Origin of the sequence: Mesorhizobium sp. KR9-304, from assembly GCF_040049215.1 — a bacterium.
Lineage (GTDB): Bacteria > Pseudomonadota > Alphaproteobacteria > Rhizobiales > Rhizobiaceae > Mesorhizobium_K.
Map to the genome: position 1 here is coordinate 2,427,963 of NZ_JBDZDN010000001.1, position 25,685 is coordinate 2,453,647.

General features: G+C 64.0%; 22 protein-coding genes, 1 tRNA gene and 2 rRNA genes (1 of these 25 only partly in view). 21 read left to right on the forward strand and 4 right to left on the reverse strand.

Annotated elements, in window-relative coordinates:
- The 6 genes from ABLE71_RS11605 to ABLE71_RS11630 form a co-directional block, all read left to right on the forward strand.
- A 23S ribosomal RNA gene (locus tag ABLE71_RS11605) occupies positions 1-1,263 on the forward strand; it begins 1,545 nt to the left of the window's first position.
- A gap of 88 nt (positions 1,264-1,351) precedes the next feature.
- Positions 1,352-1,466 (forward strand): 5S ribosomal RNA (gene rrf / locus ABLE71_RS11610).
- A gap of 256 nt (positions 1,467-1,722) precedes the next feature.
- Positions 1,723-1,799, forward strand: a tRNA-Met gene (locus tag ABLE71_RS11615).
- 280 nt (positions 1,800-2,079) lie between these two features.
- Positions 2,080-2,997, forward strand: coding sequence for an L-threonate dehydrogenase (gene ltnD, locus ABLE71_RS11620; protein ID WP_348783489.1), 918 nt, complete (start codon positions 2,080-2,082; stop codon positions 2,995-2,997).
- 115 nt (positions 2,998-3,112) lie between these two features.
- Entirely contained in the window at positions 3,113-4,549 is a 1,437-nt protein-coding gene (locus ABLE71_RS11625; protein ID WP_348783490.1) for an aldehyde dehydrogenase family protein, read from the forward strand.
- A gap of 91 nt (positions 4,550-4,640) precedes the next feature.
- The gene (locus ABLE71_RS11630; protein ID WP_348783491.1) at positions 4,641-5,543 is read left to right on the forward strand and encodes an NAD(P)-dependent oxidoreductase; all 903 of its coding nucleotides are present in this window, start codon (positions 4,641-4,643) and stop codon (positions 5,541-5,543) included.
- 7 nt (positions 5,544-5,550) lie between these two features.
- On the opposite strand, the gene ABLE71_RS11635 is transcribed toward ABLE71_RS11630, so the two are convergent.
- From ABLE71_RS11635 to ABLE71_RS11645, 3 genes are read right to left on the reverse strand one after another with little or no spacing between them, the layout of a single operon-like run.
- A complete protein-coding gene (locus tag ABLE71_RS11635; RefSeq protein WP_348783492.1) occupies positions 5,551-6,315 on the reverse strand; it encodes an SDR family oxidoreductase in 765 nt (254 codons plus the stop codon).
- A gap of 20 nt (positions 6,316-6,335) precedes the next feature.
- Positions 6,336-7,334, reverse strand: coding sequence for an ABC transporter permease (locus tag ABLE71_RS11640; RefSeq protein ID WP_348783493.1), 999 nt, complete (start codon positions 7,332-7,334; stop codon positions 6,336-6,338).
- 16 nt (positions 7,335-7,350) lie between these two features.
- Complete coding sequence (locus ABLE71_RS11645) at positions 7,351-8,094, reverse strand: ATP-binding cassette domain-containing protein (RefSeq protein WP_348783494.1); 744 nt, start codon at positions 8,092-8,094, stop codon at positions 7,351-7,353.
- Between the two features lie 230 nt (positions 8,095-8,324).
- Here ABLE71_RS11645 and ABLE71_RS11650 point away from each other — a divergent pair, with 230 nt between their 5' ends.
- The 9 genes from ABLE71_RS11650 (at position 8,325) to ABLE71_RS11690 (ending at position 18,083) form a co-directional block, all read left to right on the forward strand.
- Positions 8,325-9,305 carry an NAD(P)-dependent oxidoreductase gene (locus ABLE71_RS11650; RefSeq protein ID WP_348783495.1) on the forward strand — a complete coding sequence of 327 codons (981 nt, stop codon included), beginning with the start codon at positions 8,325-8,327 and terminating at the stop codon, positions 9,303-9,305.
- Between the two features lie 52 nt (positions 9,306-9,357).
- Complete coding sequence (locus tag ABLE71_RS11655; protein ID WP_348783496.1) at positions 9,358-10,353, forward strand: substrate-binding domain-containing protein; 996 nt, start codon at positions 9,358-9,360, stop codon at positions 10,351-10,353.
- A gap of 98 nt (positions 10,354-10,451) precedes the next feature.
- Positions 10,452-11,222 (forward strand): FadR/GntR family transcriptional regulator, encoded by a 771-nt coding sequence (locus ABLE71_RS11660; RefSeq protein ID WP_348783497.1) that lies wholly within the window; start codon positions 10,452-10,454, stop codon positions 11,220-11,222.
- 167 nt (positions 11,223-11,389) lie between these two features.
- The gene (locus tag ABLE71_RS11665) at positions 11,390-12,244 is read left to right on the forward strand and encodes an amidohydrolase (protein ID WP_348783721.1); all 855 of its coding nucleotides are present in this window, start codon (positions 11,390-11,392) and stop codon (positions 12,242-12,244) included.
- 71 nt (positions 12,245-12,315) lie between these two features.
- Positions 12,316-13,842, forward strand: a complete 1,527-nt coding sequence (locus tag ABLE71_RS11670; protein ID WP_348783498.1) for a phospholipase D family protein — start codon at positions 12,316-12,318, stop codon at positions 13,840-13,842.
- A gap of 118 nt (positions 13,843-13,960) precedes the next feature.
- Entirely contained in the window at positions 13,961-14,875 is a 915-nt protein-coding gene (locus tag ABLE71_RS11675) for an endonuclease/exonuclease/phosphatase family protein (protein ID WP_348783499.1), read from the forward strand.
- 111 nt (positions 14,876-14,986) lie between these two features.
- Entirely contained in the window at positions 14,987-16,153 is a 1,167-nt protein-coding gene (locus tag ABLE71_RS11680; RefSeq protein ID WP_348783500.1) for a diphosphate--fructose-6-phosphate 1-phosphotransferase, read from the forward strand.
- Between the two features lie 92 nt (positions 16,154-16,245).
- Positions 16,246-17,532, forward strand: coding sequence for a 4-aminobutyrate--2-oxoglutarate transaminase (gene gabT, locus ABLE71_RS11685; protein WP_348783501.1), 1,287 nt, complete (start codon positions 16,246-16,248; stop codon positions 17,530-17,532).
- 89 nt (positions 17,533-17,621) lie between these two features.
- Positions 17,622-18,083 (forward strand): hypothetical protein, encoded by a 462-nt coding sequence (locus ABLE71_RS11690; protein WP_348783502.1) that lies wholly within the window; start codon positions 17,622-17,624, stop codon positions 18,081-18,083.
- Between the two features lie 584 nt (positions 18,084-18,667).
- On the opposite strand, the gene ABLE71_RS11695 is transcribed toward ABLE71_RS11690, so the two are convergent.
- On the reverse strand, positions 18,668-19,420 hold the full coding sequence (locus ABLE71_RS11695; RefSeq protein ID WP_348783503.1) for a L,D-transpeptidase: 753 nt from the start codon (positions 19,418-19,420) through the stop codon (positions 18,668-18,670).
- A 226-nt stretch (positions 19,421-19,646) separates the two neighbouring features.
- On the opposite strand from ABLE71_RS11695, the gene ABLE71_RS11700 reads away from it, so the two are divergent.
- The 6 genes from ABLE71_RS11700 (at position 19,647) to xylA (ending at position 25,589) form a co-directional block, all read left to right on the forward strand.
- The gene (locus ABLE71_RS11700) at positions 19,647-19,781 is read left to right on the forward strand and encodes a hypothetical protein (protein WP_348783504.1); all 135 of its coding nucleotides are present in this window, start codon (positions 19,647-19,649) and stop codon (positions 19,779-19,781) included.
- A 95-nt stretch (positions 19,782-19,876) separates the two neighbouring features.
- Entirely contained in the window at positions 19,877-20,623 is a 747-nt protein-coding gene (locus ABLE71_RS11705) for an MBL fold metallo-hydrolase (protein WP_348783505.1), read from the forward strand.
- 76 nt (positions 20,624-20,699) lie between these two features.
- On the forward strand, positions 20,700-21,323 hold the full coding sequence (locus ABLE71_RS11710; protein WP_348783506.1) for a LysE family translocator: 624 nt from the start codon (positions 20,700-20,702) through the stop codon (positions 21,321-21,323).
- Positions 21,324-21,334: 11 nt separating this feature from the next.
- Positions 21,335-22,687 (forward strand): tetratricopeptide repeat protein, encoded by a 1,353-nt coding sequence (locus tag ABLE71_RS11715; protein ID WP_348783507.1) that lies wholly within the window; start codon positions 21,335-21,337, stop codon positions 22,685-22,687.
- Between the two features lie 140 nt (positions 22,688-22,827).
- Positions 22,828-24,279: a xylulokinase gene (gene xylB / locus ABLE71_RS11720; RefSeq protein ID WP_348783722.1), complete on the forward strand. Its 1,452-nt coding sequence runs from the start codon at positions 22,828-22,830 to the stop codon at positions 24,277-24,279.
- On the forward strand, positions 24,279-25,589 hold the full coding sequence (xylA, locus tag ABLE71_RS11725; protein ID WP_348783508.1) for a xylose isomerase: 1,311 nt from the start codon (positions 24,279-24,281) through the stop codon (positions 25,587-25,589). Before xylB ends, xylA begins: the two co-directional genes overlap by 1 nt.
- Positions 25,590-25,685 lie beyond the last annotated feature (96 nt).

Below are 25,685 nucleotides of genomic sequence, written 5' to 3' on the forward strand. Positions count from 1 at the left end.
ACCGTACCCGAAACCGACACTGGTGGACTGGTAGAGTATACCAAGGCGCTTGAGAGAACTATGCTGAAGGAACTCGGCAAATTGCACGCGTAACTTCGGAAGAAGCGTGACCCTTTTGCGCGCAAGCGTAGGAGGGTGGCACAGACCAGGGGGTAGCGACTGTTTATCAAAAACACAGGGCTCTGCGAAGCCGCAAGGCGACGTATAGGGTCTGACGCCTGCCCGGTGCTGGAAGGTTAAGAGGAGGGGTGCAAGCTCTGAATCGAAGCCCCAGTAAACGGCGGCCGTAACTATAACGGTCCTAAGGTAGCGAAATTCCTTGTCGGGTAAGTTCCGACCTGCACGAATGGCGTAACGACTTCCCCGCTGTCTCCAGCATAGACTCAGTGAAATTGAATTCCCCGTGAAGATGCGGGGTTCCTGCGGTTAGACGGAAAGACCCCGTGCACCTTTACTATAGCTTTACATTGGCATTCGTAGTGGCATGTGTAGGATAGGTGGTAGGCTTTGAAGCCGGGGCGCCAGCCTCGGTGGAGCCACCCTTGAAATACCACCCTTGCGACTATGGATGTCTAACCGCGGCCCGTTATCCGGGTCCGGGACAATGTATGGTGGGTAGTTTGACTGGGGCGGTCGCCTCCCAAAGAGTAACGGAGGCGCGCGATGGTGGGCTCAGAACGGTCGGAAATCGTTCGCTGAGTGCAATGGCATAAGCCTGCCTGACTGCGAGACTGACAAGTCGAGCAGAGACGAAAGTCGGTCATAGTGATCCGGTGGTCCCGCGTGGAAGGGCCATCGCTCAACGGATAAAAGGTACGCCGGGGATAACAGGCTGATGACCCCCAAGAGTCCATATCGACGGGGTTGTTTGGCACCTCGATGTCGACTCATCGCATCCTGGGGCTGGAGCAGGTCCCAAGGGTATGGCTGTTCGCCATTTAAAGCGGTACGTGAGTTGGGTTCAGAACGTCGTGAGACAGTTCGGTCCCTATCTGCCGTGGGTGTAGGAATATTGAGAGGATCTGTCCCTAGTACGAGAGGACCGGGATGGACGGATCTCTGGTGGACCTGTTGTGGCGCCAGCCGCATAGCAGGGTAGCTATATCCGGACGGGATAACCGCTGAAGGCATCTAAGCGGGAAACCCACCTCGAAACGAGTATTCCCTGAGAGCCGTGGAAGACGACCACGTTGATAGGCCGGGTATGGAAGTGCGGCAACGCATGAAGTTTACCGGTACTAATAGCTCGATCGGCTTGATCGTTCTCATTCCTTGTGCCCATCGCACCCTTTCGGGTGTCGATCGGATGGCACGAAAATCCAGCTTCTCGAAACAACATGCTCTTTGCCGACCTGGTGGTTATGGCGGGGTGGCTGCACCCGTTCCCATTCCGAACACGGCCGTGAAACGCCCCAGCGCTGATGGTACTTCGTCTCAAGACGCGGGAGAGTAGGTCGCTGCCAGGTCTGCTAAGCGCATGTTGAAATCTTCTCTTGACGACAGGCCCGCCAACGGGATTTCGGGCCGCCAGCCTACTGGGTTCGGGCGGCCCTTTCATTTGGCGGGAATAGCTCGAAAGGACATTTGCCTTCGGCAAAAGTCCGGTGATACGGGGTGGAGCAGTGCCCCGTCCGCCCGCGGAGGCCCCACCTGTATCGGGGCTTCGAGGACGGACAAATCAAGAAGTCCGGGCTGCCCGGCCGGCATATGCCGTTAGGTTGACGCGGGGTGGAGCAGCCCGGTAGCTCGTCAGGCTCATAACCTGAAGGTCGCAAGTTCAAATCTTGCCCCCGCAACCAGATCGAAAGGCCCGGCTCGTCCGGGCCTTTTTCGTTTCTGGCTTGGCGGGACAGATACCGCCAATTCATGCCCTGCAACCAAGAATAGAAAGCCCGGCCCGTCCGGGCTTTTTGCGTTTCGATGGCCGTGAGGGACTTCGGCAACTGTCGCGAGCTCGAGGAAGTTTAACTGCCCCGAAGAGGGCTCCGCTTGCCCTTGGCCCCCAACAAGGCCAAGTTGGCGCCGAGAGTTGTTGTTCGCATACCGCCGATGCGCGGATGGCGTTCGGAGGTACTGCCGATGGGCTTGCAAGAATCGACCGTTGCCGTGATCGGCCTGGGCTCCATGGGGCTCGGCATGGCCCGCTCTCTGCTCAGGGCAGGCTTCGCCGTCAGGGGTTTCGACGTCAACGCGACGGCGCTGCGGGCACTGACGGATGCCGGCGGCATTGCCTGCGCGAGCCCCGCGGATGCCGGCGTTGGGGCAAACATTGCAGTCATTGTCGTGGTAAATGCTGCGCAGACGCAAACCGTGCTTTTCGAGGCCGACAATGTTGTCGACAGCCTCGCCGAGGGCGCGGTGGTGATCTCGTGCGCCACCATGTCGCCGGAAGATGCCAGGGATTTTGCCGCGCGAGTCGGCGAAAAGGGAGCGTTGTATCTCGACGGCCCGATCAGCGGCGGTTCGGTCAAGGCCGGCGACGGGGAGCTCACCTTCATGGCTTCGGGCTCGCCGGAGGCGTTCGCCGCTGCACAGCCGGCGCTCGATGCCATGGCAGGCACGGTCTATGCGCTCGGCGACGAGCCGGGAATCGGATCTTCCTTCAAGATCGTCAACCAGTTGCTCGCCGGCGTTCATATCGCCGCGGCTTGCGAGGCGATTGCATTCGCCAAGAGCCTCGATCTCGACATCTCGCGCGTGTTCGAGGTGATTACCCGGTCGGCTGGCAACAGCTGGATGTTCGAAAACCGGGTGCCCCATATCCTGGACGGCGACTACACGCCGCGCAGTGCGGTATCGATATTCACCAAGGATCTCGGCATCGTTTCCGATATCGGCCGCAAGCGAAAGTTTCCGTTGCCGATCGGAAGTTCTGCCCTGCAGCTGTTCGTCATGACCGAGGCAGCCGGCATGGGTCGCGACGACGACAGTTCGGTCGCCAGGCTGTTCGCAAAAATAACAGGGCTCGAACTTCCCGGCGCGGAAGAGGACGCTTGACCGCTTTTTGGCAAGATCGCGCCCATTCTCGCGCTGAGAGCAGACTTTTCGACTTGCAGTTCGCTCGCCGCTGGCCCAATTACCACCTGCAAGAAGACAGGGATTTATCAGACAAATGACTTTGCATCAGAATTTCATCGCCGGCAGCTGGATCGACGGCGCCGACGCGGGCGAGAACATCAATCCCTCCGATACCGGCGACGTCGTCGGCCGCTACGCGCGCGCCTCGCGCGAGCAGGCCGAGCAGGCGATAGCCGCGGCCAAGGCGGCGTTCCCGGCATGGTCGCGTTCCGGCATCCAGCAGCGCCACGACATCCTGAAGAAAGTGTCGGACGAGATCATCGCGCGCAAGGACGAACTCGGCAGGCTGCTTGCCCGCGAAGAGGGCAAGACGCTGCCGGAAGCGACCGGCGAGGTGCTGCGCGCCGCGCAGATCTTCGACTTCTTCTCGGGCGAAACGCTCAGGCTCTCCGGCGAGAAGCTGCCCTCGACGCGGCCCGGCATCGAGGTCGAGCTCACCCGTGAGCCGGTCGGCGTCATCGGTATCATCACGCCGTGGAATTTCCCGATCGCCATCCCCGCCTGGAAGATCGCGCCGGCTCTCGCCTACGGCAACTGCGTCGTCTTTAAGCCGGCCGACCTGGTGCCGGGTTCGGCCTGGGCTCTGGCAGATATCATTATCCGCGCCGGCGTTCCGGAGGGCGTGTTCAACCTCGTCATGGGCCGCGGCTCGGTGGTCGGCGACGCCATCCTCAACAGCCCCGGCATCGACGCGATCACCTTCACCGGATCGGTCGGCACCGGCAAGAAGGTCGCCGCCGCCTGCGTCGAGCACATGCGCAAGTTCCAGCTCGAGATGGGCGGCAAGAATCCGCTCGTCGTGCTCGACGATGCCGACCTCGCCGTCGCCGTCGAGGTCGCGGTTAACGGCGCCTATTTCTCGACCGGCCAGCGCTGCACGGCGTCGTCGCGGCTTGTCGTCACCGAAGGCATCCACGACAAATTCGTCGCCGCGATGGCCGAGCGGCTGAAGGGTCTCGTCGTCGACGATGCGCTGAAATCAGGCACCCATATCGGTCCTGTCGTCGACCAGAGCCAGCTCGACCAGGACAGTTCCTACATCGACATCGGCAGGAAGGAAGGCGCCAAGCTCGTGTGGGGCGGCGACAGGTTGAACCGCGAGAAGCCCGGCTTCTACCTGCAGCCGGCGCTGTTCACCGAGACCACCGCCGACATGCGCATCAACCGCGAGGAGATCTTCGGGCCGGTCGCCAGCGTCATGCGGGTGAAGGACTACGACGAGGCGCTCGCCGCCGCCAACGACACGCCTTTCGGGCTGTCCTCGGGCATCTGCACGACCAGCCTGAAGCATGCCTCGCATTTCAAGCGCAACTCCGAGGCCGGCATGGTGATGGTCAATCTGCCGACCGCCGGCGTCGACTATCACGTGCCGTTCGGCGGCCGCAAAGCCTCGTCCTTCGGGCCGCGCGAGCAGGGCCGCTACGCCGCCGAATTTTTCACCATCGTGAAGACGGCCTACACGCTTCCATAGGCAGCGGACCACGCATCGGTGGCCTTGGCCGGGGGCGGGGCTTGCGTCGGCCGGCCACTGCCGTCAAATGTCGGACAAAAGGGAGAGCCAAATGGGCAAGAGGATCATGTTCACCGGCGGCAGCGGCAAAGCTGGCCGCCATGTCGTGCAGTATCTGGTCGAGAAGGGGCACCAGGTGCTCAACATCGACACCAAGCCGCTCGACAATCCCAAGGTTAGGACGCTGATCACCGACATCACCGACAGCGGCCAGGTTTTCAACGCCTTCACCAGCTATATGGGCTTGCACGAATTCGACCCGTCACTGCGGGCGCAGCCGGTCGACGCCGTCGTGCATTTCGCGGCCGTGCCGCGCATCATGATCACGCCGGACAACGAACTCTTCCGCGTCAACACGATGGGCACCTATAACGTCATCGAGGCGGCGGTGAAGCTTGGCATCAAGAAGATCGTCGTGGCGTCGAGCGAAACGACCTATGGCGTGGTCTTCGCCAACGAGCCCAAGGACCCTACCCATTTCCCGCTCGACGAGGAATACGATGTCGACCCGATGGACAGCTACGCGCTCTCCAAGGTGGTCAACGAGAAATGCGCGCGCGCCTTCGCGTTGCGCAGCGGTTTCGACATCTACGCGCTCAGGATCGGCAACGTCATCGAGCCGCACGAATATGAGGGCTACATCCCGAAATGGATCAAGGATCCGGCCTTCCGCAAGCGCATCGCCTGGAGCTATATCGACGCGCGCGATCTCGGCCAGATCGTCGACCTCTGCATCGCCAAGGACGGGCTCGGCTACCAGGTCTTCAACGCCGCCAACGACGATCCATCGTCGGCGCTGACGACGCAGGAACTGCTCGACCGCTTCTATCCAAAAGTGCCGGTGAAGCGGAAGCTCGGCAAATACGAATCGCTCTATTCCAACCGCAAGATCCGGAAGGTTCTCGGCTTCAAGGAACAGCACAACTGGCGCAAATACGCGCCGAAGAAGAAGTAGGCGGCCGTCACACCGAAACGGTCATCCCGCCGTCGACATAAAGCGTGTGGCCGTTGACGAAGGAAGAGGCGTCGGACGCCAGGAACACCGCCGCGCCGACCAGTTCCTCGACCTCGCCCCAGCGGCCGGTGGGAGTCCGCTTCTCCAGCCATTCGGTGAAGGTAGGATCCTCCGACAGGGCCTTGTTCAGCTCGGTGCGGAAGAAGCCCGGCGCGATGGCGTTGATCTGGATGCCGTGCCTCGCCCAGTCCGCGCACATGCCGCGCGTGAGATTACGCACCGCGCCTTTGGTCGCCGTATAGGGCGCGATCGTCGGCCGCGCCAGCTCGCTCATCACCGAAGCGATGTTGATGATCTTGCCGCGCTTGCGCGGGATCATGCGCCTGGCCACCGCCTTGCCGACGTTGAAAACGCCGGTGACGTTGGTCTGCAGCAGCGCCTGCCACTTGTCGTCCGGGAACTCCTCCAGGGGCTTGCGGAACTGCAGGCCGGCATTGTTGACCGCGATGTCGATCGGGCCGATCTGCTTCTCGATGCGCGCTACTTCGGCCTCGACGGCGGCCGGATCGACCACGTCGAACACCGAAGCTTCGGCCGCCAGCCCCTCTCCGCGCAACAAGGCGACCGCCTTGTCGACCTTCTCCGCCGAGCGGCCATTGAGCACGACCCTTGCCCCGTGCCGGGCAAGGCCTCGCGCCAGCCCGTAACCAATACCCTGGCCGGAGCCCGTGATCAGGGCAAGCCGGCCCTTCAGGCTGAACAGGTCCGCCATGCGGTCAATTCGCTCCCGATCTATTCGCTCTGCCGGAAGTTTCGGATGCGGTCGAACAGCACCGCCAGGATGATCGCGCCGCCGATGAAGGTGCCCTGCCAGAAAGCGTTGATGCCGAGCAGGCCGAGGCTGTTGCGGATCACCTCGATCAGCGCCGCCCCAACGATGGCGCCGAAGGCCGTGCCGATGCCGCCGGCGAGATTGGCGCCGCCGATGACGGCCGCCGCGATGACCTGCAGTTCCAGCCCGGCGCCGATATTGGTGGTGATGGCGCCGAGCCACCCGGTCTGGATGATGCCGGCGATGCCGGCCGAGAGCGCGGAGATCATGTAGACGGCGACCTTGATCGGTTTCACCGGCACGCCGGTCAGCGTCGCCGCATGCTCGTTGCCGCCGATGGCGAAGACATGCCGGCCGAATCTGGTCCAGCGCAGCACGAAGCCGGTGATAAGCGCCAGCACGACCATGTAGAGCACGGGGTTGGCGATGCCGAACACCCAGGCGCCGCCGCCAAGCGCCAGCAGCTTGTCGTGATCGGGGCCAAACTGAAACACCACCGTATTCCCCGACGCGACCATGGCCAGGCTGCGGGCGATCGACAGCATGCCGAGCGTCACCACGAAAGGCGGAAAGCCGAGATAGGCGATCAGCACGCCGTTGAAGGCGCCGATGATCAACGCCGTCGCGATGGCAGCCGCGATGCCGATCTCGATGCCATAGCCGGCATGCATCGTGACGCCGAGAACCATACTGCACAGGCACAGAACCGAGCCGACCGACAGGTCTATGCCGCCGGTTATGATCACCAGCGTCATGCCGAGAGCGATGATGGCGACGAAGGTGACGTTGCGGGTTATGTTGTAGAGGTTCTTCGTCGTCGCGAAGGAGTCGGTCGCGAAGGACAGGTAGATGCAGGCAAGGATCACGGCGCAAAGCACCCAGAAGGTCTGGGTGTTCACGATCCGGCTGAGCAGGCTGTGCTGCTTGTGGGCGATCGTCTGATCGAGGGTGATAGCCATCTTCGATTTCTCTCGCTTACGCCACTTGCTCGATCGCGCCGGTGATCAGACCCGTGACTTCCTCGGGCGAACTCTTGGCGATCGGCTTGTCGGCGACCTTGCGGCCGCGCCGCATGACGATCACGCGGTCGGCGACCGTGAACACGTCGGGCATACGGTGGCTGATCAGCACCACCGCGATCCCCTTGCTCCGCAATTGGCGGATCAGGTTCAGAACCTCCGCCACCTGGCGCACGGAAATCGCCGCGGTCGGCTCGTCCATGAGCACGATCTTGGCTTCCGACAGCATGGTGCGGGCGATCGCCACCGCCTGGCGCTGGCCGCCTGACATCTGCTTGACGAGGTCGCGCGGGCGCGTCTCCGACTTCAGTTCCTTGAAAATCTCGCCGGCGCGCCGATACATCGACGCATAGTCGAGAATGCTGAACGGGCCGACGCCGCGGCGCAACTCGCGGCCGAGGAAGACGTTCGCCGCGGCGGTCAGATTGTTGCACAGCGCAAGGTCCTGATGGACGATCTCGATGCCGTGGCGGCGCGCGTCGACCGGCTTGTGCAGCACGAGTTCGTGGCCGTCCATCTTCATCGAGCCTTCGGTCGGGCGGAAATTGCCGGCGATCATCTTGACCAGCGTCGATTTTCCGGCGCCGTTGTCGCCCATCAGACCGACCACCTCGCCGGGCTCGATCGAAAACGACACGTCGTTGACGGCGTGGATGGCGCCGAAATGTTTCGAGATGTTCTTGAGTTCGAGAACCGCCACGCCTGTCAAACCTCCCAGCCGCCGCTTGGGCCTGGGCCAAGCTGACGCTCCTTGATGACCGCCGCCCTATTCCTCCCGGGTGGCGAACGGCCGCATTTACGCAAACCGGTGCGCGGGCGTCAATCGATAGTCAGGCGGAATGTCTCAGCAATTTTGTATGACAAATAGGACAATACCCGTTGACGCGCGAAACGCGCCGATATTAGGTAGCCTTCCTTCGGGAGGAAGGCATGCTGATCCTCGCAACTGGCGCAACCGGCAAGGTCGGACGGAACCTCATTGCTCGTCTGCTCGAGGATTCGCGCTTTGCCGGGGCAAGGGTCCGCGCATTGTGCCACAACCGCCTGTTCCCCGAAAGCGAGCGTGTTGAAGTGGTCAGGGGATCGATCGCCGACCGTGACGACGTTGCCCGCGCCATCGGCGGCGTCACCCATATCGTCCACCTCGCCACCTGCAAGGAAATCCCTGATGACGTGATGGACGTCACCGTCAAGGGGCTGTTCTGGCTGCTCGAGGAATTCCGGACCAGCCCGACGGCCCGGCAGTTCATCCTGATCGGCGGCGACGCCGGCGTCGGTCACTATTTCTATCGCCATGACGGTCCGGTCACAGAGAAGACGCCGCATATGGCCTATCCCGGCTGCTATGCGCTGTCGAAGGTGCTTGAGGAGGTGATGCTCGAGCAGTTCGGCATCCAGTACGACCTCAACGGCTGTTGCCTGCGCGCGCCGTGGATCATGGAAAAGGACGATTTCCGCTACACGCTGTCCTTCGGCGACGATCTATTCGGCGGACCGGACTGGAAGGCGATGGTGCCCGAAGCCGAAGCGAAGCGTTGCGCCCAAAAGGGCACGGTGCCGCTGCTCAAGGACGCCGACGGGCGTCCGCTGAAGCGCAATTTCGTGCATGTCGACGATCTCGTTTCGGCAATCCTCGCCGCGATCGATAACCCCAGTACGAAGCGCCAGCTCTTCAACATCTCAATGGACCGGCCCGTCGACTATGGCGAGCTTGCGTCCTATCTCGCGCGCACGCGCGGTCTGGATTCGATCGAGGTTGCGAGCCGGTTCCATTCCAACTGGATGGACAACAGCAAGGCGAAGTACCTGCTCGGCTGGCAGCCGGAATACGATCTCGAAAGGCTTGTCGACTCGGCATGGGAATACGAACGCGGGGTCAACGACCCCCGTGTCGTCTACTATCCGGGTTGATGTCGTGTGGCGGACACATCCGTGTCCGTCTGTTTCTAAAGGGAGGAATGAAATGAGGAAACTTCTATTGCTTGCCGCCACCGCGGCGATGGCGCTCGGCGCGAGCCAGGCGCTTTCACAGGATAAGAAGCAGCTTGTCATCGTGGTGAAGGGCCTCGACAATCCCTTCTTCGAGGCGATCAACCAAGGCTGCCAGAAGTGGAATTCCGAGAACGCAAGCTCGGAATATGAATGCTTCTACACCGGCCCGGCGTCGACGTCGGACGAAGCCGGCGAAGCGCAGATCGTGCAGGACATGCTCGGCAAGCCCAGCACGGTGGCGATGGCAATTTCGCCGTCGAACGCCAAGTTGATCGCGCAGACGATCAAGACCGCTGCGCCGACGATCCCGATCATGACCCTCGATGCCGACTTGACGGTCGAGGACGCTGCGCTGCGCAAGACCTATCTCGGCACCGACAACTACCTGATGGGCAAGCGCATCGGCGACTACATGAAGGAAGCAAAGCCGAGCGGCGGCAAGGTCTGCTCGATCCAGGGCAATCCCGGCGCCGACAACATCCTGCGCCGCGCCCAGGGCTGGCGCGATTCCCTGTCGGGCCAGGAAGGACTGGCCGAGCTCAAGGGCGAAGGCGGCTGGACCGAAGTTGCCGGCTGCCCGGTCTTCACCAATGACGACGGCGCCAAAGGCGTTCAGGCGATGACCGACATCCTCGCCGCCAACCCCGACCTCGCCGGCTTCGGCATCATGGGCGGCTGGCCGCTGTTCGGCGCTCCGCAGCCGTACCGCGACCTGTTCAAGCCGCTGGCCGACAAGATCGCGAGCAACGAGTTCGTCATCGGCGCCGCCGACACCATCGGCGACGAAGTGGCGATCGCCAAGGAAGGTCTTGTCACCGCTCTCGTCGGACAGCGTCCGTTCGAGATGGGCTACAAGGCTCCGTCCGTCATGATCGACCTGATCGAAGGCAAGCCTGTCGCCGATCCGGTCTTCACCGGGCTCGACGAGTGCACCAAGGATACGGTCGATACCTGCATCCAGAAATAAGCAACGGTCCTGAGCGCGCCCGCCCTTTCAGGGTGGGCGCGCTCGCTCCTTGCTGATCCTGCCAGAAATGCGATAGGCAGGCCGAGGGGGACGATTTGATGCGGGGTTTCAAGGACAAGACAGTGCCGGCCGGCTCGGCGGCACCCGCCGAACGAAGCAAGGGTTCGGGCGCTTCCTTCATGGCCGGCAGCAGCGTGCATGCCTCGCTCGCCAACGAGATCGGCCTGCGGATCGTGCGCGGCGACTATCCGCCCGGAACCATCCTTCCCAACGAGGCCAAATGGTCGGAGACCTTCGAGGTCAGCCGCTCGGCCGTGCGCGAAGCCATCAAGATGCTGATGGCCAAAAGCCTGCTGTCCTCGCGCCCCAAGGTCGGCAGCTGGGTCGAGCCGCGCGAGCGCTGGAACCTGCTCGACCGCGACGTGCTCGGCTGGTACGCCATGGCGCCGGACCGCGAAGCCTTCCTGCGCACCGTGCAGGAATTCCGCCACATCATCGAGCCGGAGGCGACCGCGCTCGCCGCCGAGCGCCGCACCGAAGAGCAGATGGCCGAGATCAGCGCGGCCTGCCGCGAAATGGGCGAGGCGACGTCGCTCGCCAGCCGCACCCACGCCGACACGCGCTTCCACCTCGCCATATTGCGGGCGTCCGGCAACGAATTGCTGGTGCCGCTCGGGGTGCTGATCGAATCGGCGCTGAACAACCTCTTCGTCTTCGTCACGCGCGAGACCAACGACGTGCGCCATGCGCAGAAGCTGCACGAGGCGATCGAGAAGAACGTCCGCCTGAAGCGTCCGGAGGCAGCCCGTGCCGCCGTGCGCAAGCTGCTCGCCAACACCGACGCTGTCATCATCCGCGAAGGCCGCTGACCTCGCGGCCGAATCTGTTCAGGCCAGGCAATCCGGCACGGCTCGCGCGCAGTACGCGATTCTCTTTGCAAGTTGCCCGCCCGGACCATGCCCAGCTGAATGAGGGGATTGATAACCGACCTATCCACGTCGCATGAATGGTGCGCGCCGCACGCAAGGAGGACATTGTGCTTGTCGACACGCATCTGCATCTCATCGACAAATCCCGGCTGGACTACCCCTGGCTGTCCGGTGTGCCGGCGCTAGACCGCGACTTTCTCTACGCCGAATATGCGCGCGACGCGCGGCGCGCCGGCATCACCGACGTGCTGCACATGGAGGTCGACGTCGCTCCTTCGGATATCGCAGGCGAGATCGAGTTCGTCCGCGATCAGTCGACCAGGCCCGACAGCCTGATCCGCGGCGCGATCTCCGCCTGCCGCCCCGAGGCCGAGGCGTTCCCGACGATGCTGGAGCGCGCTCTCGCCGATCCGTTCGTCAAGGGGTTTCGCCGCATATTGCATACCGTCGACGACGGCATATCGCAGGGTGCGCTGTTCCGCGAGAACCTCAAGCGCCTCTCCGGCACGCGGCTCACCTTCGACATCTGCATGTTCCCGCGCCAGGCAAATCTCGCGCTGGCGCTCGCCACGCTCGCGCCCGACGTCGCCTTCATCCTCGACCATTGCGGCGTGCCTGACGTCAAAGCCGGCGATTTCGACGCCTGGAAGCGCGGCATCGCGGAGATTGCGGCGCGCCCCAACGTGGTCGCCAAGATTTCCGGCATCGTCGCCTATGCAGACAGCGGAACCTGGACCGCCGACACGCTGCGTCCCTATGTCGAACATATCATCGACCGCTTCGGCTGGGACCGCGTCGTATGGGGCAGCGACTGGCCGGTCTGCACGCTCGGCGGAGGGCTGCTCGCCTGGGTGGCCGCGACCCACGCGGTGCTGTCGGGCTGCTCGGAGGACGAGCGCGACAGCCTGTTCTGGAAAAATGCCGACCGCGTCTGGCAACTCGGGCTCGGCCTCGAACGTTAGGAGGTCGGGGCATTCGCTGAATCTTGGCTTGACGGGCCCGAATTTTCTGATGGAACGGGTCAAAGCGCCGCATGTGGTGGTTTCTTGCAGTCATCGTGGTTGCCGCGGCTGTTGCCGCGATCGCGACCTATGGGCGGTTCGCCGCCCGGCTTGAGGGGCCGCCTTCCTCGGCCTTCGGGCTCGATGACGGCAAAACCGCGCTCGACATGGCCATCCAGCCGCTGCTTCGGCAGAACCCCGGCAAGACCGGGCTCAGGCTGCTGACGGACAATATCGAGGCCTTTGCGCTGCGTGCCGCCGTCGCGCGCAATGCCGAGCGCAGTCTCGACCTGCAATACTACTACTGGAAGGACGATCTCACCGGCGGCCTGCTTGCCGATGAGGTGATCAAGGCAGCCGACAGGGGGGTCCGCGTCCGGCTGCTGCTCGACGACATCAACGCCTGGGGGCGCGATTCCAACTATCGCGCGATCGACACGCACCCCAATGTCGAGGTGCGGCTGTTCAACCCCATCCGCTCCCGCGAGGGCATGTTGTTGCGCGGGATCGAAATGATCCTGCGCTACTGGCGGGTCAACCGGCGCATGCACCACAAGGCGTGGATCGCGGACGGGCGCGTCGCGCTGGTGGGCGGGCGCAACATCGGCGATGCCTATTTCGACGCATCCGAAGCCTCCAACTTCCGCGACATGGATCTCGTCGTGCTCGGCCCCGCAGTCCGGCAGACGGAGGAGATGTTCGACCGCTATTGGAACAGTTCCATGGTGGCGCCGATCCGCAACCTCACGCATCTGGGCCGCTTCAATCTCGGACGCCTGCGGCACAGGCTCAAGCGTCTCGTAGACTCAGACCGGGCGCGGCCCTATCTGGAGCGCGTGCGCAATGGCATGGCGGCCCGCGACCTGATGTCCGGCCTCGACATCCACTGGACCGACAAGGCGAGCATCGTGTCCGATCCGCCCATGAAGGCGACGACCGCCGACCGCGACGGTTGGTTGATCGATGCGATCCTTCCGACCCTCACGGGCGCGCGGGAAAGCCTCGAAATCACGTCGCCTTACTTCATCCCGCTCGACAGCGGAGCGCGCGTCCTGCTCCGGCTCGCCGGCGAGGGGGTCGCCATCTCGGTGCTCACCAACTCGCTCGCCGCGACCGACGTGGCCGCGGTGCATGGCGGCTACATGCGCTTTCGCAAGCCGCTGATCGCCGGCGGCATCCGGCTCTTCGAACTGCGCGCCCGCCACGGCCGCAAGGACATGTCGCTGTTCGGGTCGCGCGGCGCCAGCCTGCATACCAAGGCTTTCGTGGCCGACGGAATTGCGGGCTTCGTCGGTTCGTTCAACTTCGATCCCCGCTCGGTTTCGCTCAACACCGAAATGGGCATTCTGTTCGAACATGCCGAACTCGCGCGCCGGATGCAGGCGGTCTTCGCGGCGGAAACCGCGCCCGCGCGCAGCTACCGGGTGGTGCTTCTCGGCGGGCGCATCGGCTGGCGGGACGAGGCCGGCCATATTCTCGAGCGCGAGCCCGATGCGAGCCTGCGCCGCCGCGCCGTGGCGACATTGATCAGCCTGCTGCCGGTCGAATCGCAGCTTTGACCGCGCCCGCGCCGCCGTCTATGCCTGTCGGTAACGGAACCTTCATTGCCGGACCCGCTTTTCCTCCCGGAAAGGTCCGGATATCACTGTCGTCGTGGATGCCTGCCAAGGTCCTTGCATGATCAAAAGCCGCCTCGCTTTCCTCGATCCGGTGCTGCTCGCGCGTCTCAGGAAGAATTCCAACTCCATCAAGGCGCGGCTGCGGAGCCGCCTGCAGGCCATGCAGACGGCCGACGCCGCGACCTCGCCTGTCGGGAACGTCAAGGCTAATGGCGACCATGAACTCGTCGTCGCCTCCTACAACATCCACAAATGCGTCGGCACCGACGGCCGTTTCGAGCCAGCGCGGATTGCCGCCGTCATCGCCGAGATGGACGCAGACGTCGTCGCCATCCAGGAGGCGGACAGGCGTTTCGGCCGCCGCCAGGGCCTGCTGGACATCGAGGCGCTCAGGCGCGAGACCGGGCTGTCGCTGATCCCGACCTCGGAGAAGGCGGACGGGCACGGCTGGCACGGCAACGCGCTGCTGTTGAGAAAAGGCACGGTCAGCGACATCCGCCGGCTTGCCCTGCCCGGAGCCGAGCCGCGCGGCGCTCTCGTCGTCGATCTTGACCTGCCGGCCGGGCCGCTCAGGCTCGTGGCGGCGCATCTGGGCCTGCTCAGGCGCAGCCGGCGCTGGCAGGTGCGCTCGATCCTCGACGCCATAGAGCATGGTCCGCGCATGCCCATCCTGCTCGTCGGCGATTTCAACGAATGGCGGCCGGGCAGGAAGTCCTCGTTGCATGAGCTGAGGCCCGTCTTCGGGCCGCTCAGCCACAGCCATTTCTCGTTCCCGTCCTATTTCCCCGTCGTCGCGCTCGACCGCGTCATCGGCACGCCAGGCCTGGTGACCGCGATGGAAGTGCACGCCAGCAAGCTTGCGCAGGTCGCGTCGGACCATCTGCCGCTCAAGGCGACCATCGACATCCCGGCCGCGGTGAGAGAAATGCGCGGCCACGAGGACGAGCTCGTGCTTTCGGAGGTCGGCGCCTAGCAGGTCCCGACCCTGGCGGTTCCCCGGCAGAACCCCGTTGCGGTCTGGTTGCGGTCTGGGGCAAAGACGGGCATTTGTGCCGCAACAACAGCTTCTGGAGAGGATTTCGCCATGGCAGAGACGTTCGTGATCGCTCAGGGAGGCGGGCCGACGGCGGTGATCAACCAGACGGTCACCGGCGCCACGCTCGAAATCCGCAAACGCTACCCCGGGGCGCGCGTGCTCGGTTCCCGCTACGGCGTGCGCGGCGTGCGCGACGGCGATTTCGTCGTGCTCTCCGACCTTTCCGAGGACCAGCTTCGCCTGTTCGCCGGCACGCCGAGCTCCGGGCTTGGCTCCACCCGCGACAAGCCGGATGCCGCCTATTGCGACCTCGTGCTCAAGGGCCTGAAAAAGGCCGATGCGCAGGCCTTCATCTATATCGGCGGCAACGACACCTCCGGCACCCAGCAGATTCTCACCGACGCCTCGGGCGGCTCGATCGCCTTCGTGCATGCGCCCAAGACCATCGACAACGACCTTATGGAGAACGACCATACGCCGGGCTTCATCTCGGCCGCCGAATTCGTCGCCGGCGCCTTCCTCTCCGTCGATCTCGACTTCCGCGCGCTGCCCGGTGTCTATGTGGCAATCGTCATGGGCCGCCACGCCGGCTTCCTCACCGCGGCGTCGGCTGCGTGGCGGCTCGACGCCGAGAGCGGCCCGCATCTGATCTACGTGCCGGAGCGCGCCTTCTCGGTGAAGAGCTTCATCGACGACGTGAAGCGCACGCTCGACAAGCACAAGCGCTGCATCGTCGCCGTCTCCGAAGGCGTGCAGACGGAGGGCGGCACGTCGCTGGTCGAAAGCATCGTCGGCCCCGACAAGGTCGAGCGTGACGCGCATGGCAACGTCAAGCTGTCGGGCAGCGATCTGAACCGCGCCTTCGAGCATGCCTTGGCCGAAGGCCTGCCCGGCAAGCGCGCCCGCGTCGATGCGCTGGGCTACATGCCGCGCGGCTATGTCGGCGCCATCAACAAGGTCGACCAACAGGAAGCCTTCGATGCCGGCGTCCATGCCGTCGAGGCCGCCGCCCGGGGCGGCGGCTCGGTGGCGCTGCAGTTCGACGGGCGGAAGACCGTGTTGAAGATCGTGCCGCTGTCCTCCGTCGCCGCCAAGACCCGCCACATGCCCGACGATTTCCTCTCCGCCGAGGGCGCCGGGATCACCGACAAGGGCATGGCCTATCTGGAGCGGCTGGTGCCCAGGAAATTCGCGGTCGGCAAGCCGTTCGTGTGAGGCGAAAGCGGCTGGCGCAATCGATCTTCGTTTCGCTTCCGGAGCGGCCCCTGTAGGATGCTCGCCTCCGGCATTCTTTTTGAGGGGTTCTTATGTCCAGCAATGCAGCGCTCCAGGCCCGGCGGGTGGCAGCCATCCCGCGCGGCGTCGCCACCGCCTATCCGGTCTTTGCCGAGCGCGCGGAAGGCTCCGAACTTTGGGACAAGGACGGCAAGCGCTTCATCGATTTCGCCGGCGGCATCGCCGTGCTCAACACCGGCCACCGTCACCCGAAGGTGATCGCGGCGGTGAAGAAGCAGCTCGACGCCTTCACCCATACCGCCTTTCAGATCGTGCCCTACGAGCCTTACATCGAGCTCTGCGAGCGGCTGAACAAACTCGCGCCCTTCTCCGGTGAAGCGAAGTCGATCCTGTTTTCGACCGGCGCGGAAGCCGTCGAGAATGCGGTCAAGATCGCCCGCGCGGCGACTGGTCGCACCAACGTCATCGCGTTCTCCGGCGCCTTCCACGGCCGCACCCTGATGACCTCGGCGCTGACCGGCAAGGTCGCGCCCTACAAGAAGAAGTTCGGCCCGATGCCGGCAGGCATCTGGCACGCGCCGTTCCCCGTGCCGCAGTTCGGGGTTTCGGTTGCGGATTCGCTGCGCGCCATCGACTATCTCTTCCGCGCCGACGTCGACCCGGTCAATGTCGCGGCGATCATCATCGAGCCGGTGCAGGGCGAGGGCGGTTTCCATCCGGCGCCGACCGAACTGCTTGAAGGGCTGCGCAAGCTCTGCGACCAGCACGGCATCCTGCTCATCGCCGACGAGGTTCAGACCGGCTTCGCGCGCACCGGAAAAATGTTCGGTATCGAGCATTCCGGCGTCGAGCCCGACATGATCACCATCGCCAAGTCGCTCGCCGGTGGCTTCCCCCTGTCGGGCGTCGTCGGCAAGGCGGCGGTCATGGACGGTCCCGATCCCGGCGGGCTTGGCGGCACCTATGCCGGCAGCCCGATCGCCTGCGCGGCCGCGCTCGCCGTCCTCGACGTGATCGAGGAGGAAAAGCTCATCGAGCGCGCCAGCACGCTCGGCGTCCGCATCAAGGGCGAACTCGCCCGCATCGCGCAGCGCAACGACACGGTCGCGATGTCCTCGATCCGTGGACCGGGCGCCATGGTCGCCTTCGACGTGGTGAAGTCGCGCGGCGGCGAGGAGCCCGACGCCGACGCCACCAAGCGCGTCACTGCCGCCGCGCTGGCCGAGGGCCTGGTGCTGCTCTCCTGCGGCGTCCACGCCAACACGATCCGCATCCTGATGCCGTTGACGATTTCCGACGAGCTGCTTGGCGAAGGCCTTGCCAAGCTGGAGCGGGCGCTGGTCGTGGCGAACGGGTGAGCGCGCTTCTTCTTCGCTTGCGGGTACGCAGCCGTCCCTTCGGCGAACATGCCTAACGGGAAGCTTGGTTTCCCGTTAGACATGTTGTGGTGGATGACGTGACCTTCGATGAGATAGAGATTCGGCTGCGTAAAATTGCAGAACAGCGAACTGCAGTGCACTCAATTCCTCTCAATGCAGTTGCACTGAGGCTCATTTCTCCATTTGAGCAAGAACTTACTACCAACCAGGTCGCGGCCGTAAATCTGGCGCGGGTTCAATATCGTGGGGTGGCTACCTTCGAGCGCGACCTAAAAGACGCCTACGTCCGGTTATCGGCGAACTTTGGAAGGCTCCGGGGACGAGAGGACGCGTTGAATCGACTCGCTGCGCTATGCATCTGCCCGACATACTCTAAGCATCAAAACACCGATTTGATTGATCTTTTGATCGAGCTTTGTGAGGCGCTGCTGGTAGCGCCAGCTACGCTCAATGCGGCTCTGGACCTTGAACTGGCAAGCGTTGAAGCCACAAAGTCGATCTGGAACTGGCCCGCGAACAAACGTGGATAGTTTCCCTTCCGCTTGCCAACCAAGCCATTGATTTCACTCGCACGACAAAACGTGTCAACTGAATTCGGCCAACACCATTTCCCCCGCCCTCATACTCCATCCAGTTTCTCCTGCGGGAACGCCGATCATGACGGTGGTTTGCGGGGAGGGACCGGCGCTCGGGTGAAGCGGCTAACGTGGCCGTGGAGGTCGGGGGTCTCCCGGAGTTCCCAAGACTCCCCGCGCGCAAGCGACGGGAACCAGGCGTGGGTATGTCCCTGGCGCTGGCCGTACTTTGAAACTGCCGGCTGCACATGATCTTCCGAGGCGTTCGTATTTTCGGACAGGTCATAGCCGGTGTGTGTTGAGTTGGGGAATGGGAGGGCCAAAAAACGCCGGCGGGGCGCGGCAAGCTGCGCCATTGAATTAGTCTGAGAGGCTCGGCCATCGCGCCCCGCTTCCCGACTTCTCCCTCCGCGGCAGGGAGCGTTCTTTGACAATGGCCAGACTGCGAAAGCAGGGCGTGGCAACGATGAAGTGTGCGGCTAACGCTCCGGAATGACGAAGGAAGACAAGCCCGGGACCTCCCTCAAAGGGGAAGATGGCTACCCCACCACGATCGGGGTCTTGCCGTTGACGCGGTTGTAGAGGTCGATGACGTCCTGGTTGATCATGCGCACGCAGCCCGACGACATGGCCTGGCCGATGGTCCACCATTCCGGCGAGCCGTGCACGCGGAAACCGGTGTCGGCGCCATCCTTGAAGATGTAGAGCGCGCGGGCTCCGAGCGGATTCTCCAGCCCGCCCGGCCGGCCGTCCCGCCACTTTTCCAGCTCCGGCTTGCGGGCGATCATCTCCGGCGGCGGCGTCCAGGTCGGCCACTTCTTGCCGTACTGGATGTTGGCGCGGCCGGACCACAGGAAACCTTCCTTGCCGATGCCCACACCGTAGCGCAGCGCGTCGCCGCCCGGCTGCACGTAATAGAGGAAGCGCTCCTGCAGCTTCACCACGATGGTGCCGGGCGCCTCGCCAGTCGGGTCGACCACCACCTGGCGGTGCCATTTCGGCTCGATCTTCTTGAACGGCACTTCGGGCAGGGTGAAATTCTCGTCGGTGAACGACGCATACATCAGTTCGGGCGAGGTCACCTGGCGGTCGACGCTGATCTTCGGCCGGATCGAGCCGGTCGTCATGTCGTCGACCTGGTATGCCGGAACTTCGAGCGCGGCCATGTCGAACGAGCGCGAGCAGCCCGTTCCGGCGAGGATGGCCGCCGAGCCGAGGCCGAGAAGTGCTGCACGGCTCGAGATGGTTTCGGGAAATTCCTGCGAGACTGGCTGGGACACAAGCTTCGACACGGGCACTGTTCCACTCGGCTACACGCCCGGGCGACAGGCCGGGGCTTTCAGTATTTTAGGTATTCATGGTTGACGAAAAGTGAAAGCGTTGGCGGGCAAGGCGTAGCGCTCCGCTTCGCGCTGCAAGCGCCTTCCGGCGGGAAGGGGCGGCACAGAAAGACCTCTTCGCCGTCACAATCTCTCCCGAAACGGCCGGCTACCTGCGGCCCGACAGAAAGAGGGAATCATGAGCCACACATTGAAGACCGATTTTGCGCTGTTCGCTGCGGCCTTCATTGCGGGCGCTTTCGTGCCAACTCCGGGACGCCGGGCCAATGCCAGCTTCGCCGACATTCTCGGCGCGGTGCTCGGCGCCCATTAAGCCACGACGGTCCGGGACTTGCCCAAGGGCTTGCTCGCTGCCGCGTTTCCTGTCCCTATCCGGCTGACGAAGCATCTCCCGACGGAGGTTCGAGCTTGCAGCCGGCACTCATTCCAGCAGGCACATCATGGTTCTCGAGAACCTCGCCAGATTCGACACTTGGGGCGAACCTCGTCGCATTTACCGAACCGTTCCTGAACGACTACTTCAGGGCGAATTTCTATCACCTCAAAGGCCGCGATCTCGACCTCGTCGTTGACGCCGGCATGGGGCTGGCGCCGCTTGCCCCGCTGCTCGACCTGACACCGGGCAAGCCGGTGCTGGCGGCCGCCACCCACATCCATGCCGACCATGTCGGGTCGCTCTTCGAGTTTTCCGAACGCGCCGGGCCGAGGCTGGAGGCCGAAGCCTTCGCGACGATGGGGGATCGCTGGACCTTTGCCGACGAGTTCCGCTCGCTCGCCGAACCGGTGACGCGGCTGCCGCATGTCGGCTGGCGGGCGGCGGATTACCTCATTGAGCCAGCGCCGCTGACGCGTATCCTCGACGGGGGTGACCGCATCGACCTTGGCGACCGCAGCTTCACCGTGCTCAACTTGCCCGGCCATTCCTTCGGTTGCATCGGGCTCTACGACGAGCGCGACGGCCTGCTGTTTTCCGGCGACGCGATCTACGACGACACGCTGATCGACGACATGTGGTGCTCGAACCGGGACGACTATCGCGCCACGATGCTCCGCCTCATCGACCTGCCGGTACGTGTCGTCCATGGCGGCCACGGCGAAAGCTTCGGCGAGCCGCGGCTGAAGGAGATCGCGCGGGAGTATCTCGAGCGGCCTTGAACGCCGCTCAAGCACGAACCACTTTACAAATGGCGCGAGCGGGAGATTTATCCTCCCCATTGATAGGAAGATAAGAATGTCCGTCGAAACCTGGCTCGCTTTCGTTGCCGCCTCCTCGATCCTTCTCATCATTCCAGGGCCGACCATCCTGCTCGTCGTCTCCTACGCGCTGGGGCAGGGCTGGCGTACCGCTCTGCCGATGGCGATCGGCGTGGCGCTCGGCGACTTCACGGCCATGACGCTGTCCATGCTCGGCATCGGCGCGCTGCTTGCGGCCTCGGCAACGGTGTTCACGGCGCTGAAGTGGATCGGCGCAGCCTATCTGATCTATCTCGGCATCAAGCTTTTCCGCGCCGGCGGCGCTCTGAACGCCGAGCCGAGGACAGACGCCGCGTCCTCCGCCAGGATGATGGCGCATGCCTGGCTGGTCACCGCGCTCAACCCCAAGAGCATCACCTTCTTTGTCGCCTTCCTGCCGCAGTTCCTCGACCGCCATGCCGATTTCTGGACGCAGATGCTGGTCTTCGAAGCGACGTTCCTGGTGCTCGCCTTCGCCAATGCTTTCGGCTACGCGCTGGTGGCGGCTCGTGCGCGCAATGTCGTCAGGAACCCGAAGGCGATCCGCATCTTCAACCGCACGGGAGGCACGCTGCTGGTGGGCGCAGGCATCGCTACCGTCGCCATGCGTTCGGGCAACTGAGGCAGGCGCGGATGGCCGAAAAGGACAGCCTCGGCCTGACGCTTTCGGGTGCCGATATTGCCGGCGCGGCGCATTACGCCAAGGCGCTGCACGAGTTGCAGTGCTTCATCGGCGATCCGGTGGCCACGATCGATGCAGCGATCGCCGGGAGCCCGGACTTCGTCATGGCGCATGTGTTCAAGGGCTATCTCTACGGCCTGTCGACCGACCACGAGGCGACCCCGATCGTGAAAGCCTGCCATGAGGCGGCCGCCAGGCTGCCTGCGACCGGCCGCGAGCGTGGCCATGTCGCCGCGCTCGGCTTTCTCGCCGAGGGACGCTGGCACGAAGCCGGCCGCGTGCTGGAAGATGTCTCGATCGACGAGCCGCGCGACGCGCTCGGCCTGCTCGCCGGCCACCAGATCGACTTCTTCACCGGCAATTCGCGCATGTTGCGCGACCGCATAGCCCGCGCCATGCCTGCATGGTCGGAGGGCATGGCCGGCTACCATGCGACGCTCGCCATGCAGGCCTTCGGCTTCGAGGAAATGGGCGACTATGCCCGCGCCGAGATGCTGGGCCGGCGGGCAATCGAGTCCGAGCCGCGCGACGGCTGGGCTCAACACGCCGTCGCCCACGTTATGGAAATGCAGTGCCGCCAGCGCGACGGCATCGCCTGGATGCGGCACAATACCGACGACTGGGCCGGCGACAGTTTTCTCCAGGTGCACAATTGGTGGCACCTCGCGCTGTTCCACTACGAACTCGGCGAGACGGATGAGGCGCTGGCGCTGTTCGACGCGCCGATCTACGGCAAGCATTCGACGCTGGCGCTCAACATGCTCGACGCCTCGGCCTTGCTCTGGCGGCTGCATCTTCGCGGCGTCGATGTTGGCGACCGCTGGGCCGCGCTCGCCGCCAACTGGGCGCCCAAGGCCAAGGACGGCAATTACGCCTTCAACGACGCGCATGCGATGATGGCCTTCGTCGGCGCCGGGCTCGACGAGTCGGCGCGGCTTCTGCTCGAGGCGCAGCGCCATGCCATGGCCGGCAGCGGCGACAATGCCGGCTTTACACGCGATGTCGGCCACCCTCTCACGCTCGCCATCAAGGCGTTCGGCGACGGCGACTATGCGGAAACGGTGGCCTTGCTTCGGCCGATCCGTTCCATCGCCTACCGCTTCGGCGGCAGCCATGCTCAGCGCGACGTCATCGATCTCACGCTGATCGAGGCGGCCTTTCGTGCGGGTGACACAGCGCTCGCCGGCGCACTCTCGGCCGAACGCGCGGCGGCGCGTCCGGACAGCCCGCTTTCGCAGTTCTTCATGCGCCGGGCGACCGAGCTCGCCGCCAAGACAGCTTTCGCGGAATATCAATCCGTCTGATTTTTTGCGAAACGCGAAAAAAATCTGGTTTGACTAGTTGCGCCCTATGCGATTTTGCGCTGTAGGATTTGCCCGGAGGAAACGCGGCGCGAAAATCGGCGACCCGCATGACGGCCGGTCCAACGGCCGGGAGGAACGGCATGTATCTCGGCATCGATCTCGGCACGTCGAGCGTCAAGACGCTGCTGATCGATTCAAGCCAGGTGGCCGTCGCCTCGGCCACCGCGCCGGTCGAACTGTCGCGCCCGCATCCCGGCTGGTCCGAGCAAGACCCCGCCGACTGGATCGCCGCGACCGAACAGGCGCTTGACGAACTGAAGGCGAAACACGGCGTGGAGCTTGCCGCGGTGAAAGGCATCGGCCTTTCCGGCCACATGCACGGCGCGACCCTGCTCGATGCCGGCGACAAGGTGCTGCGCCCCTGCATCATGTGGAACGATACCAGAAGCCACGCCGAGGCGGCGAAGCTCGATGCCGATCCGCGCTTCCGGAAAATCACCGGCAACATCGTGTTCCCCGGCTTCACAGCACCCAAACTTGCTTGGGTGAAGAACCATGAGCCAGTCGTCTTCGCCAAGGTTGCCAAGGTGCTGCTGCCGAAGGACTACCTGCGCCTCTGGCTGACCGGCGAGCATATGTCGGAAATGTCGGATTCGGCGGGCACGTCCTGGCTCGACGTCGACAAGAGGCGCTGGTCGCCGGAACTGCTCGCCGCGACTGAACTAACTGAACAGCAGATGCCGCGCCTCGTCGAAGGCACCGAACCGGCGGGCAAGCTCCGCGCCGAACTCGCCTCGCAATGGGGCCTGAAGGCCGGAATCCCGGTGGCCGGGGGAGCAGGCGACAACGCAGCGTCCGCCTGCGGCATGGGCACGGTGAAGCCCGGCCATGCTTTCGCCTCGCTCGGCACGTCGGGCGTGCTCTTCGCGGCCAACGGCGCGTACCTGCCCAACCCCGAAAGCGCGGTGCACACATTCTGCCATGCGCTGCCCAACACCTGGCACCAGATGGGCGTCATCCTGTCGGCGACCGACTCGCTCAACTGGCTCTGCGAGATCACCGGCAAGAACGCCGGCGACCTGACCGCGGAACTGGGCGACAGTCTCAAGGCGCCGACCGGCGTGACGTTCCTCCCCTACCTCTCGGGCGAACGCACGCCGCACAATGACGCCGTCATCCGCGGCTCTTTCACCGGGCTCGGTCACGAAGCGACCCGCGCCACCCTGACCCAGGCCGTGCTTGAAGGCGTGGCCTTCGCCTTCCGCGACAGTCTCGAAGCCCTGCGCGCCGCCGGCACCGAGCTGACGCGCGTTACTGCGATAGGCGGCGGCTCGCGCTCGCGCTACTGGCTGAAGGCGATGGCCACCGCGCTAGACATGCCGGTCGACATTCCGGCCGACGGCGATTTTGGCGCGGCGTTCGGCGCTGCGCGGCTCGGCCTCATCGCCGCCGAGAAGGCCGATCCGTTCACGGTCTGCACCGCGCCTGCGACCGACGAGACGATCGAGCCCGACGCCAAGCTCGCCGGCGCATATTCCGAAGCCTACCAGCGCTACCGCGCGCTCTATCCCGCCATCAGAGGAGTTTCGTGATGCCAACCGGCTTTTTCGGCGACATCAAAAAGGTCAAATATGAGGGGCCGGACAGCACCAATCCGCTCGCCTACCGCTTCTACAACAAGGACGAGGTGGTTGCCGGCAAGCGTCTCGAAGACCATCTGCGTTTTGCCGTCGCCTACTGGCATTCGTTTGCATGGGAGGGTGGGGACCCGTTCGGCGGGCGCACCTTCGAGCGGCCGTGGTACGGCGACACGATGGAGCTTGCGAAGCTGAAGGCCGACGTCGCCTTCGAGATGTTCACCCTGCTCGGCGTGCCCTACTACTGCTTCCACGACGCGGATGTACGGCCCGAGGGCAAGACCTTTGCGGAAAGCGCCGCGCGCCTCGACGAGATCGCGGACTATTTCGCCAAGAAGCAAAAACAGACCGGCGTCAAGCTGCTCTGGGGCACGGCGAACCTCTTCTCCAATCGACGCTTCATGGCGGGTGCGGCTACCAATCCCGATCCAGACGTTTTCGCCTACTCCGCCGCGACGGTGAAGGCCTGCATGGACGTGACAAAGCGCCTCGGGGGCGAGAACTACGTGCTGTGGGGCGGCCGCGAGGGCTATGAGACCTTGCTCAACACCGATCTCAAGCGCGAGCGCGAGCAGGCCGGACGCTTCCTGTCGCTGGTCGTCGACTACAAGAAGAAGATCGGCTTCAAGGGCACGATCCTGATCGAGCCGAAGCCGCAGGAGCCGACCAAGCACCAGTACGACTACGACGTTGCCACCGTCTACGGCTTCCTCAAGGATTTCGGCCTGGAGAAGGAGGTCAAGGTCAACATCGAGCAGGGCCACGCGATCCTCGCCGGCCATACTTTCGAGCACGAATTGGCGCTAGCCGCCTCGCTCGGCATCTTCGGCTCGATCGACATGAACCGCAACGACTACCAGTCCGGCTGGGACACCGACCAGTTCCCGAACAACGTGCCGGAAATGGCGCTGGCTTACTACCAGGTTCTGCAGGCCGGCGGCTTCAAGACCGGCGGCACCAACTTCGACGCCAAGCTCCGCCGCCAGTCGATCGACCCTCAGGATCTACTGATCGGCCATATCGGTGCGATGGATTGCTGCGCGCGCGGCCTGAAAGCCGCGGCGAAGATGATCGAGGACAAGGCACTGTCCGGACCTCTCGAGGAACGCTACGCAGGCTGGCGCACGGCGGAGGGCCGGGCGATGCTGTCAGGCAAGCGTTCGCTGGAAGAAATCGCCGAGCGCGTGGTGAAGAAGAAGATCGAGCCGCAGCCGAAATCCGGCCGGCAGGAATTGTTGGAGAACATCGTCAACCGCTACGTCTGACTGGAAAGCACGGCTTTGCCGGCTTGGCAAAGCCGTTCTCTTCAGAGAAGGCTTGCCGCGACGATGGTAATAAAAGTGTCGCCGGTTCGACATGTC

Coding starts and splice junctions, on each gene's coding strand:
- ABLE71_RS11630 (WP_348783491.1), top strand. CDS start 4,641: ATGGGCAAGAGGATCATGTTCACCGGCGGCAGCGGCAAAGCTGGCCGC.
- ABLE71_RS11660 (WP_348783497.1), top strand. CDS start 10,452: ATGCGGGGTTTCAAGGACAAGACAGTGCCGGCCGGCTCGGCGGCACCC.
- ABLE71_RS11655 (WP_348783496.1), top strand. CDS start 9,358: ATGAGGAAACTTCTATTGCTTGCCGCCACCGCGGCGATGGCGCTCGGC.
- ABLE71_RS11650 (WP_348783495.1), top strand. CDS start 8,325: ATGCTGATCCTCGCAACTGGCGCAACCGGCAAGGTCGGACGGAACCTC.
- ABLE71_RS11715 (WP_348783507.1), top strand. CDS start 21,335: ATGGCCGAAAAGGACAGCCTCGGCCTGACGCTTTCGGGTGCCGATATT.
- xylB (WP_348783722.1), top strand. CDS start 22,828: ATGTATCTCGGCATCGATCTCGGCACGTCGAGCGTCAAGACGCTGCTG.
- ABLE71_RS11700 (WP_348783504.1), top strand. CDS start 19,647: ATGAGCCACACATTGAAGACCGATTTTGCGCTGTTCGCTGCGGCCTTC.
- ABLE71_RS11625 (WP_348783490.1), top strand. CDS start 3,113: ATGACTTTGCATCAGAATTTCATCGCCGGCAGCTGGATCGACGGCGCC.
- ABLE71_RS11635 (WP_348783492.1), bottom strand. CDS start 6,315: ATGGCGGACCTGTTCAGCCTGAAGGGCCGGCTTGCCCTGATCACGGGC.
- gabT (WP_348783501.1), top strand. CDS start 16,246: ATGTCCAGCAATGCAGCGCTCCAGGCCCGGCGGGTGGCAGCCATCCCG.
- ABLE71_RS11710 (WP_348783506.1), top strand. CDS start 20,700: ATGTCCGTCGAAACCTGGCTCGCTTTCGTTGCCGCCTCCTCGATCCTT.
- ABLE71_RS11640 (WP_348783493.1), bottom strand. CDS start 7,334: ATGGCTATCACCCTCGATCAGACGATCGCCCACAAGCAGCACAGCCTG.
- ltnD (WP_348783489.1), top strand. CDS start 2,080: ATGGGCTTGCAAGAATCGACCGTTGCCGTGATCGGCCTGGGCTCCATG.
- xylA (WP_348783508.1), top strand. CDS start 24,279: ATGCCAACCGGCTTTTTCGGCGACATCAAAAAGGTCAAATATGAGGGG.
- ABLE71_RS11675 (WP_348783499.1), top strand. CDS start 13,961: ATGATCAAAAGCCGCCTCGCTTTCCTCGATCCGGTGCTGCTCGCGCGT.
- ABLE71_RS11680 (WP_348783500.1), top strand. CDS start 14,987: ATGGCAGAGACGTTCGTGATCGCTCAGGGAGGCGGGCCGACGGCGGTG.
- ABLE71_RS11670 (WP_348783498.1), top strand. CDS start 12,316: ATGTGGTGGTTTCTTGCAGTCATCGTGGTTGCCGCGGCTGTTGCCGCG.